The organism is Acinetobacter sp. 24-47-62 (assembly GCF_056779765.1).
In genome coordinates, this window is the sequence record NZ_JBWYIN010000015.1 from 87,775 (window position 1) to 99,643 (window position 11,869).

At 39.9% G+C, this 11,869-nt stretch carries 12 protein-coding genes; 10 read left to right on the plus strand and 2 right to left on the minus strand.

Annotation, left to right across the window (positions count from 1 at the left end; all coding sequences use genetic code 11):
- Positions 1-19 precede the first annotated feature (19 nt).
- A complete protein-coding gene (locus AC1M87_RS12600) occupies positions 20-1,291 on the minus strand; it encodes an MFS transporter (protein WP_481593881.1) in 1,272 nt (423 codons plus the stop codon).
- Between the two features lie 194 nt (positions 1,292-1,485).
- Here AC1M87_RS12600 and AC1M87_RS12605 point away from each other — a divergent pair, with 194 nt between their 5' ends.
- The 9 genes from AC1M87_RS12605 to AC1M87_RS12645 all read left to right on the plus strand — a co-directional run bounded on the left by AC1M87_RS12605 (position 1,486) and on the right by AC1M87_RS12645 (position 11,115).
- Positions 1,486-1,977, plus strand: coding sequence for a cupin domain-containing protein (locus tag AC1M87_RS12605; RefSeq protein WP_481593882.1), 492 nt, complete (start codon positions 1,486-1,488; stop codon positions 1,975-1,977).
- Between the two features lie 21 nt (positions 1,978-1,998).
- Entirely contained in the window at positions 1,999-2,994 is a 996-nt protein-coding gene (locus AC1M87_RS12610) for a hydroxyquinol 1,2-dioxygenase (RefSeq protein WP_481593883.1), read from the plus strand.
- A 60-nt stretch (positions 2,995-3,054) separates the two neighbouring features.
- On the plus strand, positions 3,055-4,524 hold the full coding sequence (locus AC1M87_RS12615) for an aldehyde dehydrogenase family protein (RefSeq protein ID WP_481593884.1): 1,470 nt from the start codon (positions 3,055-3,057) through the stop codon (positions 4,522-4,524).
- Positions 4,524-5,591 carry a maleylacetate reductase gene (locus AC1M87_RS12620; protein WP_481593885.1) on the plus strand — a complete coding sequence of 356 codons (1,068 nt, stop codon included), beginning with the start codon at positions 4,524-4,526 and terminating at the stop codon, positions 5,589-5,591. The genes AC1M87_RS12615 and AC1M87_RS12620 overlap by 1 nt, the downstream gene beginning before the upstream one ends.
- Positions 5,592-5,621: 30 nt before the next feature.
- Positions 5,622-6,476: a dioxygenase family protein gene (locus AC1M87_RS12625; RefSeq protein ID WP_481593886.1), complete on the plus strand. Its 855-nt coding sequence runs from the start codon at positions 5,622-5,624 to the stop codon at positions 6,474-6,476.
- A 6-nt stretch (positions 6,477-6,482) separates the two neighbouring features.
- A complete protein-coding gene (locus AC1M87_RS12630) occupies positions 6,483-6,839 on the plus strand; it encodes a Rieske (2Fe-2S) protein (protein WP_481593887.1) in 357 nt (118 codons plus the stop codon).
- A gap of 92 nt (positions 6,840-6,931) precedes the next feature.
- On the plus strand, positions 6,932-8,662 hold the full coding sequence (locus AC1M87_RS12635) for an arylsulfatase (protein ID WP_481593888.1): 1,731 nt from the start codon (positions 6,932-6,934) through the stop codon (positions 8,660-8,662).
- Positions 8,663-8,910: 248 nt separating this feature from the next.
- On the plus strand, positions 8,911-9,891 hold the full coding sequence (locus tag AC1M87_RS12640; protein WP_481593893.1) for a formylglycine-generating enzyme family protein: 981 nt from the start codon (positions 8,911-8,913) through the stop codon (positions 9,889-9,891).
- Between the two features lie 15 nt (positions 9,892-9,906).
- On the plus strand, positions 9,907-11,115 hold the full coding sequence (locus AC1M87_RS12645) for an OprD family outer membrane porin (RefSeq protein WP_481593889.1): 1,209 nt from the start codon (positions 9,907-9,909) through the stop codon (positions 11,113-11,115).
- A 52-nt stretch (positions 11,116-11,167) separates the two neighbouring features.
- Here AC1M87_RS12645 and AC1M87_RS12650 read toward each other — a convergent pair whose 3' ends face one another.
- Entirely contained in the window at positions 11,168-11,536 is a 369-nt protein-coding gene (locus AC1M87_RS12650; protein ID WP_481593890.1) for a nuclear transport factor 2 family protein, read from the minus strand.
- 155 nt (positions 11,537-11,691) lie between these two features.
- Here AC1M87_RS12650 and AC1M87_RS12655 point away from each other — a divergent pair.
- Positions 11,692-11,869 (plus strand): CoA-transferase (locus AC1M87_RS12655; RefSeq protein ID WP_481593894.1); only part of this gene is annotated, 178 nt, incomplete at its 3' end.

An 11,869-nucleotide genomic window follows, 5' to 3' on the forward strand; every position in this document is an offset into this window, starting at 1 on the left:
CTTTTAAAGCTTTACGACCTTATGGGTTTAAAGATTTTGCTTCTATGTCGGTGTGTTTGACTGTTTTACGTGGTGCGGTTTCTTTAATAAATAAGCTGATGACAATACCTGCAATTGTGCCAATTAAGCTGAGGTAGAAAATATTTTCAATACCATAATGTTGTGCAACTAAGCCTGAAAGTACAGGTGCTACACCACCACCAAAAATTTCAGCTGTACCCACCACTAAGCCAATAGCAGAGGCAATTAAGCCAGCAGGTGCAGATTCTGCTGCAATTGGACCAGATAAAAGTGCGATCAGACCCAGGCTAAAAAATGACAATGCAAATAGCAGTGTAAATAGACTAGCTACAGATGTTGGTGCATTCATAAACAAAACAATAAATACAGTAGAACCAATGAAACTCAGGATAGAACTCATTCTACGACCTATCCAATCAGAAGCGGCAGGTACTAAGAATTGTCCTAAGAAACCACCAAAACCAATGGCAGATACAATAAAGCCCATTTGTTGAACATTCAATTTAAGGTGGTTTTCTAAGTACAGCGGTAACATCGCACTAATGACAAATACGCAAGACATGGTGCAGAACAGACCCAACATACTTAAAAAGATGTTGCGTGTTTTAAGAAGTGCCCACCAGTTAACATCTTTTTTGAGTTCGGTTTTTTTCTCAGTAATGAGAAGTTGTCCACCTTGTGTTTGTTCAGGTTCACGCAAAATATGGAATAAGAAAATTGCTAAAATAAAGCCTGGCACTGCCACAACTAGAAAAACTTCACGCCAAGAAGGTAAAATCAACAATAGCTGTGTGGCAATAATTGGGCCTAAACCTAAACCGAATAAAGCAAAGCCACTTTGCTGTAAACCTTGTAAAGTTCCACGACGTGATGGTTTTGCTGCGACAGCGGTCGCTGCAAAACTTGCAGGGCAGAAAGCACCCTCTGATACACCCATAATGGCGCGAATAAAAATTAAACTCGTGAGACCCATTGCAGCACCTGTAAAACCAGATGCTAAAGAAAACACTATTAAAGAAATGAGAAGAATCTTTCGATGGCCGATTTTATCTGACCAACGCCCTGCAAAAATAGCGCAGATTCCCCAAGTGATTCCTAATGCTCCAAAAATTAAACCAACATCCTGATAGTTTAATGAGAGGTCTTTCATGATGGAGGGTAACAATGGGGCAATGATCCAGCGATCTAGTCCGACTAATCCAAAGCCCAAAGTTAGTAATAGGACAATCTTCCATTCATAGGCAGTGTCCCATTTTTTTTGAATTTCCATATTTATTTTTCCTAATAACAATAATTATGCGTGTGTAGCGATAGTTAATCATTTTATGGGGAATCTCATTATAGGTTGTTATTTTTCGCATGATTGTTCGTAAATTACGAACTTTCATGTCGGGGAAGAGTTCATTGTTGTGGAGTTATTTTTATCTTAATTTTAAAACAGGAAATTTGTTAAAGGAAACAACAATGAATGCTTATACAACAAAGTTTGGCAGTTTAAAGCAGTATGACAAAGGGTCAATTCAGATCATTCAGGGAAAGGCAACGAACTATGCTTTTTCGAATGTGTTTGAGGTTGCTGAAAAAGCACAGTCTTATGATAAGACCATTGTTGGGTTAAATCAAAAATATGTGATTGAAACAGTACGTGCAGAAGGACAGTCACCTTGGTACACAGCATCACATGATGAATTTGTGATTGTGATGGATGGTGAGATTCGTATTGAGTTTTTAAAGTTGAAAAATCCATTAGATGCTGAAATTGAAGGAACACAACTTGCAGGTGAGCAGCCAGATGGTGTGCCAATGGGCTACGTGGTGTTGAAAAAAGGTCATCAAGCGATTCTACCTGCGGGTACTGCATACCGCTTTGATGCTGCAACAACATCAGTTTTATTGGTTCAAACAATTCAAGGGCCACTTTCATTAGAAAAATGGTCAGACATTTGTTTGAAATAATCATATTCAAGGAAGAAGGCAATGAATCAAATCGCTCAAATTGAACACGTAGATGTTATCGATACTAATCCAATCACTGGTTATCAATCTTTTAAATTAGGTAATTTTGTGATTAGCCGGGATGAATATTTTGCAAAAATCACATGGCAAGTTGAGGGCAAAGAACATTCACATTTAATGTCTGCTGATGCATTTTTACGTGCAGTGATGCGTGATGTAGCGTGGGGCTTTTTCTATGGTTGGGTGAACTTTGACCATGTGATTGGTACGCAAAACCATTATGGCAGCGTTGATTTTTACGCCGGTACCTTTAATGGCGTATTAAAAGCGGCAGGTGTGGATTATGTAGAAAACTTCCAAACACCTAAAATTATGGCAACGTTTAAAGCAATTTTACATGATTGGGTAAATGAAGGTTTTGACCCATTTGCAGCACCTGAAGAAACGGGCAGTGCATTTGGTCGTAAAAATGGCAATAACAGTGCTGCTATTGATCGTTACCGTGTAGCGACTAAACGTATGCCAGGTTTGGAGGGCGATTCACCTTTACGTGATGATTTGCCTGTAAATCGTCATTTCTTAGATGTCGATCAAGATGAGCCTTTAGTGCATTGTGAGCCGGGTTTCGAAGGTCAATTAAGTGGTTTTAATTTGTTTAAGTACTTGTCTAGGTCAGATGTGACATGGAATCCATCGGTAACATCGGTGTGTAAAGCAAGTTTATTCTGCCCAACGACTGAAGAGTATATTTTACCAATTTTCCATGGCAATGACCGCGTAGAGTGGTTCTTACAATTCTCAGATGTAATGACATGGAACATTGCCGATAAAGAAGATGGCTCACCTATCGCGCGTATTGAAATGAAACCAGGTGATATTTGTGCAATGCCAGCCAATATTCGTCACCAAGGTTATGCGACAAAACGCTCGATGATTTTGGTATGGGAAAATGCAACAGCTGATTTGCCAGAAAAATATGCAAGCGGTGAGCTACCTCCATATCCAATCGATTTCTAAATCATTCTCTCTATTTGTGGGGCGAGAATTCGCCCTCTTTTTTTTAAAATTAAGGTTAATATGAATACTCAATTATTTATTAACGGTCAATTTGTGCCGGCAAAAAATGGCGGTACTATCGACGTACTGAATCCTGCAAATGGAGAAATCATTACTCAAATTGCAGCAGCTGAAGCTGTGGATGTAGATTTGGCTGTTGAAGCAGCTAAGCAAGCATTTTCAGCATGGGCTGAAACGCCAGCAGCAGAGCGTGGGCGTTTATTGTTAAAATTAGCAGATTTAATTGAAGCAAATTTAGAAGAATTAGCGCAGTTAGAATCTTTAGATACAGGGCATCCTATTCGTGATTCTAGACGTTTAGATGTACCAAGAACAGCGGCTTGTTTCCGTTATTTTGGTGGTATTGCCGACAAAATTGAAGGGACGGTAATTCCTGTAGAACAAGGTTTCTTAAACTATGTGGTACGTGAACCAATTGGCGTAGTAGGGCAAATTGTACCTTGGAACTTCCCACTGATGTTTACCAGTTGGAAACTTGGTCCTGCATTGGCTGCAGGGAATACAGTGGTGTTAAAACCTTCAGAAATCACCCCATTATCTACCCTTAAAATTGCAGAATTAATTAAAGAAGCAGGTTTCCCAGATGGTGTGGTAAACGTAGTGCCAGGCTATGGTCAAACTGCGGGACAGCGTTTAGCGGAACATCCTGAAATTGGAAAAATTGCCTTTACAGGTTCTACGCTAACTGGTCAGGGCATTATCCATGCTTCTGCGGACAATCTGAAAAAAGTACAACTTGAGCTAGGTGGTAAAGGCGCGAATATTGTATTTGAAGATGCCAATATTGATGCTGCTGTAAATGGTGCGGCATGGGCAATTTTCCATAACCAAGGTCAAGCATGTATCGCAGGTTCTCGCTTAGTTTTGCACGAAGATATTGCAGATGAATTCTTAGAAAAATTCATCAAACTTGCATCATCTATTCGTTTGGGTGATCCAATGGATCCTGCAACAGAAATGGGTCCTTTAACCTCAGAAGCGCATCGCAATAAAGTATTGTCGTATACGCAAATTGCCAAAGAACAAGGTGGACGTGTGTTACTCGGTGGTGAAGTACCATCTGACCCTAGCTTACAAAATGGTTATTACGTTTTACCAACGATTGTTGAAGCAAAACCACATGACCGTGTGGCGCAAGAAGAAGTATTTGGTCCATTTGTCACCGTCCTGCGTTTTAAAAATGATGCTGAGGCACTCGAAATTGCAAACTGTACTGAATATGGTTTAGGCAGTGGCTTATGGACGCAGAATATCCATCGTGCACATTTATTTGCACGTAAGATTAAAGCGGGTATGTGCTGGATTAACAGCTATAAACGTGTGAGCCCGGGTAGTCCATTTGGTGGTGTCGGTAAGTCAGGTTATGGTCGTGAAATGGGCTTTGAAGCGATTCATGATTACACCGAAGCTAAATCAATTTGGGTAAACGTAGATGCGAAAATTCCACCGCATTTTCAGCGAGGTGAATAATGAATTTTTTTAATTATAAAGCGTTACCTATTAATGTACATTTTGGTGCAGGACGTTTAAAAGAAACTGCATCAATTTTAAAAGAATATGGTTATCAATCTGTATTGATTATCACCACACCTGAACAAGAACAAGATGGTCAAAAACTCGCAACACAGCTCGGTGAGCTGTGTGTGGGTGTGCATCCAAAAGCGGTGATGCACGTGCCTGTAGAAGTGGCAAATCAAGCCATTGCTGAGGCAGAGCGTCTTGGGGTGGATTGCTGTTTGGCACTAGGTGGTGGTTCTACCATCGGTTTAGCCAAAGCGATTGCGCTTAAAACAGCTTTACCAATTGTCGCGATTCCGACCACCTATGCGGGTAGTGAAATGACGACCGTTTATGGTCTGACAGAAAATCGTTTAAAAACGACAGGTAAAGATCTAAAAGTGTTACCAAAAGTGGTGATTTATGATCCTGAGTTAAGCTTGACTTTACCTGCCAAAATCTCTGCATGTTCAGGCATGAATGCGATGGCACATGCCATTGAAGCACTGTATGCACAGGATAAAAACCCGATTATTCAGTTAATGGCGATTGAGTCTATCCGTGCATTAAGTGAAGCCTTGCCACAGATTGTGCAAGATCCACACAATATCAGCGCACGTGAAAAAGCCACGTATGGCGCATGGTTAGCCGGTATTTGCTTGGGTTCTGTCGGCATGGCGATTCATCATAAAATTTGCCATACCTTAGGTGGAACATACAACTTGCCACATGCCGAAGCTCATGCGATTAGTTTGGCTTACTCGGTACATTACAACCGTAATGCTGATGTTGATGCGATGACCAAATTGGCACAAGCTTTAGGTGGCGAAGACCATACACAGGTTGGACAATTGATTTATGCATTAAATCAAAAGCTCAATATTCCAATGGCACTCAAAGACATTGGTTTACCTGAAGATGGCCCACAAACCGTTGCACGTATTGTATGTGACAGCCCGTATTACAACCCACGCGCATACGATTACCCAGAGCTAGAAGCATTGTTACAACGCGCTTATCAAGGACTCCCACCACAATAATTGTGGTGGCGTATAAACAAGGGAGGTGCCATGGGACAACTCACTCAAGAGGTGGTGCGTAGTTTTTCTAATATTGAAAATACGCGCCAACGATTGCTACTCACACGTTTAATCGAAAGTCTACATCACTATGTCAAAGACGTAGAGCTGACTCAAGACGAGTGGGCACTTGCGATCGACTTTCTGACGCAAACGGGTCAGAAATGCCACGCACAACGACAAGAATTTATTTTGTTGTCAGATGTGCTTGGGGTGTCGATGTTGGTGGATGAAATTAATCATCATCGGCATGAACAGCAAACGCCAAGTACGGTATTTGGACCCTTTTATTTACCAGATATGCCTGTACGGGACTATGGAAGTGCCATTTTTAGTACGTTGGATGAAGGGCAATTGCCCCTGTTGATCACGGGTCGGATTGTGGATCAAGATTTAAATCCAATCGAAAATGCTAAAATTGATATTTGGCAGACTGCTCATAATGGTATGTATTCAGGTCAAGACCCCGAGCAGGAAATTGATCATTTACGTGGTGTGTTTTATAGCCAAGCACAAGGTGAATATGCCATTCAAAGCATTTTACCTGTCAGCTATCAAATTCCATCCGATGGCCCTGTCGGGACTTTACTGAATTTTGCCGAACGTCATTTTTGGCGACCTGCACATATTCATTTTAAAATTCAGGCAGCAGGACACCATGATTTGGTCACACATCTGTTTATTGAAAATGATCCCTATCTAAGCTCAGACACAGTTTTTGGCGTCAAAGCACCGTTGATTGTTAATTATCATTACTGTGAATATAGCCCTGAAATAGAAGAAAAATTTAATATTTCTTCGGCGTACTATCACATCGAATATCAATTTGTACTCAGCAAGGAGTAAAGCAAATTGTCAAAAAAAATCTTGCTTTGCCAAATTGTAGAGCTAGAGGATGTCGCCACGAAAAAAGTTGCGCATCCTCTGCAAAAGAATCTTGATCTGGTCTTGATTAAAAAACAACAAGATTACTATGCCTACCACAACATCTGTCCGCATTTTTCTGTGCAATTAGACAACGCCAAAGGTCAATTTTTTACCTATGACCACCGCTGGATTATGTGTGCCCATCATTCGGCAATGTTTGAAATTGAAACAGGACTTTGCGTGGATGGCCCATGTAAATCGCGACAACTCACGGCAGAGCCGATAGTCGTTGAAAATGGTGGGATTTATCTACAAGATTGTTCGGAGAACATGAATAGTTAATTCGGTTTGAAGCGATTTTTCTCTTCAAGTTTTATCGTTAAATTCTCAATAAGCAAGGATTTTGCTCAATCACACAACTCAAGGATATTGTTATGGTGATGAAAAAATTAGCAATGGCAGCACTATTTGTGCCGACTTTACTCAGCATGTCATTGGCACAAGCCGCAGAAATTAAAAAACCAAACATATTGGTGATCGTTGCAGATGACCTTGGTTTTTCAGACACTGAGCCATTTGGTGGTGAAATTTCTACCCCAAATATTAAAAAGTTGGCAAAAGAAGGTGCAGTACTCACTAACTTTTACACAGGCCCGACATGTTCTGTCACGCGCTCAATGCTTTTAACAGGTAACGATAACCACCAAGCAGGTTTCGGTACAATGGCTGAATATTTACAGCCAGAACAAAAAGGTAAGCCGGGGTATGAAGGTCGTTTAAATAACCGTGTAATGACCTTAGCTGAAATTTTAAAAACTGAAGGTTATGCATCTTTTGTAACAGGTAAATGGCACTTAGGTGCAACTGAAGATAGCCATGCTAAAGCACGTGGGTTTGATCGTTCATTTACTTTAATGCCGGGTGGTGCAGCACACATGGATGCGAGCCAAATGTTCCCAGGCAACTATAAGGCGCGTTACCTAGAAGATGGTAAAGATGCGACCTTGCCAGAAGAGTTTTTCTCAAGTGATTTCTTTACCTCTAAATTAATTTCATATTTAGAAAATGACCGTAAAAAAGATCAACCATTCTTTGGTTATTTGGCATTTACAGCACCGCATTGGCCTTTACAAGCACCAGACCAATATTTGAAAAAGTATGAAAACTTCTATAAAGAAGGTTATGAGCAAGTTCGTCAATCACGTTTAGAGCGTATGATTGAGCTTGGCATTATGCCTAAAGGCACCAAGGTTAATAACCCATTAATGGATGCATTCCCAGCATGGGATAAATTGAGCGAAGCGCAAAAGCAAGATCAAGTGAAAACCATGCAGATCTATGCGGCGATGATTGACAACATGGACCATAACATCGGTCGTGTGATTGATTATCTCAAAAAGACAGGTGAATTAGACAATACCTTGATTTTATTCATGTCGGATAATGGTGCAGAGTCGGCTACACCAGAATCATTAGGCACGACTGAAGATAAAAATGGTATCCGTGAATGGGTAGATACGACCTTTGACAACAGCCTTGAAAACATGGGTAAAAAAGGCTCTTATGTGACTTTAGGTCCACAATGGGCGCAAGTTGCATCAACGCCATTACCATATTTCAAGAGTATTTTATCAAATGGTGGTATACACGTACCTGCGGTCATCCGTTACCCAGAGAAAATTAAAGCTGGTCAAATCCAATCAGAAACCATGCACGTGATTGACTTTGTACCAACGATTCTTGAATTAACGGGTGCAAAACGACCGAAGACACTCAATGGTCAAAAGTTGTTAAAAATGGAAGGGCGTTCATTCCTACCTGTATTTGAAAATAAAGCCTTACCTGAGCGCGCTTTAGGTTGGGAATTCAATACACGTCGCGCATTGTATAAAGGTGATTGGGCAGCACAGCTTCAAGTTCCTCCATATGGTACAGGTGAATGGGAATTGTATAACCGTAAAGCAGACCCAAGCTACAGCGTTAACCTTGCACTTGAAAACCCTAAAAAAGTGAAAGAGCTAAGCAAAGAGTGGGATAAGTATGCGAAACGTGTGGGTGTAGTAGAAGCACCAGTGCGTTACAAATACGGTCAAATGAACTGCTTCTATGATACGTGTATCCAACCTGAGTTCTTAAAAAATTTAGGTAAATCAATCAGCAATTGATTTACATGATGTTTGATGTCTAGAGATGTACTTTGTATACCAGCGCAATGCAAAGACATAAAAGGAAAATAACCGATAAAGAGTGCTCTGATCTCCTAGAGATAAGCTTTGTTATCGGTTATTGGCTCAAGGATGAGCACTGTATTTCTAAGTCTAGTATAGGTATTCAATTTGAAATGACCTATACAAATATAGATATAAGATGAAGATAGGATTACTTCAATACTTTATAAGGATAATTAAGGATGATGAAAATTTTAAAATCAGTATTACTTACATCAAGTGTATTGGTGACTGCATGTGGATCATCATCAAAATTATCAGAAGAGCCTATTGAAGTGAGTCTGCCTTTAGGGAGCGTTGAACAATGCCAACAATATTCGGGTTTACCAGAAGGTTGGCAACAGAAACCCGAAGCTGGCATGGTCAAAATTACAGGCGGTCGTTTCCAAATTGGGAATAACGAAGCCTATCCAGAAGAACGCGCTTTATATCAAAGTGAACGTCAAGTGGATGATTTTTGGATTGATGCCACGGAAGTCACCAATGCACAATTTAAAAGTTTTGTAGAAGCAACAGGGTATATCACTGAAGCAGAGCAACAGGGTGAAGCCGCAGTTTTTACCGCACCTGAAGCACAAGTTGCTGAATTAGGTTGGTGGTTTTTAACAAAGGGTGCCAATTGGCAACAACCTTGGGGAGCTGATAGTACACGTAAAATTCAACCCAATGAACCTGTGCGTATGATTACCCTCAAAGATGCCATTGCCTATGCAAATTGGCTAGGTAGAGAACTGCCTACCGAAGAACAGTGGGAATACGCAGCCAAAGGGTTTAGCCAACAACGCGATGTCAGTGCAGATTTAGATCATATCAACGCGAATGTATGGCAAGGACAATTCCCATATCAAAATGAAAACAAAGATGGCTTTTCTGAATTAGCGCCTGTGGGGTGCTTTAAAGCCAATGGCTTTGGTCTGTATGACATGATCGGTAACGTGTGGGAATACACCAATAGTCCGTTTATTGGTTCACATGATGATCATATGGGGATGCAACAACTCAATACCCATAATCAGCCAAGTCATAAAAGCTACACCATCAAAGGCGGATCATTTTTATGTGCGGCCAACTACTGTATGCGCTATCGCGCATCAGCACGGCATGCGCAAGAAATTGATTTAGGAATTAGCCATGTTGGTTTCAGGACGATCAAAAAGATCAAATAATTTAATGGATTAAATATGAATAAACATATTTTAATTGCGCCATTGGTTTGTGCCATGGCTGCAACGGCAAACTTCGCCTTGGCGAAAGATGTAAACCTTGATATTCAACTTAAAAACTTATATGCAGAGCGTGATTTCGATGATCCTGCTAAGCCTTCTATTGGCAGTTGGACACAAGGCATCATTGCAAAAGCAGATGCGCAGCACAAACTGACAGAAGATACCGCTTTAACGGTGACAGGCTCGCTACAATATGCGCAGCGTTTAAGTTCAGATAAACATCGTGGCGATATGATTTTGCCTTTTGATCCTGTTACACAGGAACAAGCCTCAGAGTATCATAAGGTTGCTGGCTCAATTGGTGTCAAACATAAGCAGCATTACCTGAGTTGGGGGGAGCAATGGGTGAATACACCATTGGCTACGGTAGACTATAGCCGTCAGTTACTGACTACTTTTCATGGGGTCGTGTATTCAGGGCAATGGCATGATCAATTAAAAGTTGATATAGGTTATTTAGATAAATTCTCACCACGCAATGAAGAGAAGTTTCGAAAAATATCAGTCGCGAAACAAGATTCAGATGGTTTGGCATATTTAGATTTAAAACACAAGGCGTTTAACGATAAACTCGAAACACAAATCTTTGCCAGTGAATTAGAGGATCTATATAACCAATATTCATTGGGACTACAGTACAAGACACAATATGATGATGTTCATTTAAACACTAAACTTAGATACTATTATACCGAAGAGCAGGGTGAACAACGTCTTGGTAATATTGATAACCAATATTATGCCATTTTACAAGAAGTGCGCTATGGTCCTAACACATTTGGTTTTGGTGTACAAAAAATTGAAGGGGACAGTGACTTCCCTATGCTAGATGGAGCTGTCCCTGTATTAAGTTATGTAAACTGGACACAAGGGACATTTAACAAAGCCAATGAATTATCTTATCACTTCACATTCAATCATAATGCAAGTTGGTTAGTGCCAGGACTTAATGTCTTGGTACGTTATGTCGATGGTCAAGACTATAGTATTAATGGACTAAAAGGCTTCGATGAAAGTGAGCTCGATCTTATACTGAATTACCGTGTCAATGAAGGTAAGCTCAAGGGTGTAGGTTTCCAATGGTTAAATTTAAACTATAAAAATGATCTCAATGGGGATTATAAGGAAAACCGCTTCTTTACAACTTATAGTCGTAAGTTCTAAAACTCGTAAATTTTAAAAAGAGGGGCATAGCCCCTCTTTTTATGTTTGGATTTTACTTAATTGGCGTGGGCTGATACGCAAATAATTTCAAACCTTCTAAGGTCTTTTTCCAAACAGATAATGTTCGATTAACCAGTAAAGTTGGCTGCTCTTGTACTAATAAATTGGCTTCAAGATCGGCAAACACAAGAACTGTATCATTAAACTCAACAATATTTTTTATGTCATAATTCACATTTTGAAAAACATAAAAAGAATTATTTAATTTCTCCACGTAAGAGAACAGATTGTCTTGTTTTCCACTACTATGAATATAGGTTAAATTTTCATCGCATAGATTTTGAAATGTTGTATAGTCTTTCGCAATAAGTGATTCAAATCGAAGATTTTCAAGTGCCTTGACTGTTTGAATATTGTCCATACCTTAAAATCCTAAATGTAGAAAAAGCCTATATTATTTCAAAACAATCAAAAGTTTGTTCTAACAAAGAGAACAATAAGTTTGCATAAAGTGAATAATGTGGTGACATTAGTTGAATACAATATTGTGAAAGGATTACCAAAATTTGAAGTCGTATGATCAATAAAAGTTTGAATTCAATTATAGAAGTTCTTTCCCAAATTAAAGACGGTTCAACCATTATGATTGGTGGGTTTGGTACTGCAGGTCAGCCTGCTGAACTCATCGATGGCTTAATTGAACTCGGTATTAAAGACTTAGTGATCGTCAACAACAACGCAGGTAATGGTGATT

Excerpts from the sequence above, each read along its gene's own strand:
- AC1M87_RS12635 (WP_481593888.1), top strand. The coding sequence starts at position 6,932 with ATGGTGATGAAAAAATTAGCAATGGCAGCACTATTTGTGCCGACTTTA.
- AC1M87_RS12610 (WP_481593883.1), top strand. The coding sequence starts at position 1,999 with ATGAATCAAATCGCTCAAATTGAACACGTAGATGTTATCGATACTAAT.
- AC1M87_RS12650 (WP_481593890.1), bottom strand. The coding sequence starts at position 11,536 with ATGGACAATATTCAAACAGTCAAGGCACTTGAAAATCTTCGATTTGAA.
- AC1M87_RS12645 (WP_481593889.1), top strand. The coding sequence starts at position 9,907 with ATGAATAAACATATTTTAATTGCGCCATTGGTTTGTGCCATGGCTGCA.
- AC1M87_RS12620 (WP_481593885.1), top strand. The coding sequence starts at position 4,524 with ATGAATTTTTTTAATTATAAAGCGTTACCTATTAATGTACATTTTGGT.
- AC1M87_RS12615 (WP_481593884.1), top strand. The coding sequence starts at position 3,055 with ATGAATACTCAATTATTTATTAACGGTCAATTTGTGCCGGCAAAAAAT.
- AC1M87_RS12625 (WP_481593886.1), top strand. The coding sequence starts at position 5,622 with ATGGGACAACTCACTCAAGAGGTGGTGCGTAGTTTTTCTAATATTGAA.
- AC1M87_RS12605 (WP_481593882.1), top strand. The coding sequence starts at position 1,486 with ATGAATGCTTATACAACAAAGTTTGGCAGTTTAAAGCAGTATGACAAA.
- AC1M87_RS12600 (WP_481593881.1), bottom strand. The coding sequence starts at position 1,291 with ATGGAAATTCAAAAAAAATGGGACACTGCCTATGAATGGAAGATTGTC.
- AC1M87_RS12640 (WP_481593893.1), top strand. The coding sequence starts at position 8,911 with ATGAAAATTTTAAAATCAGTATTACTTACATCAAGTGTATTGGTGACT.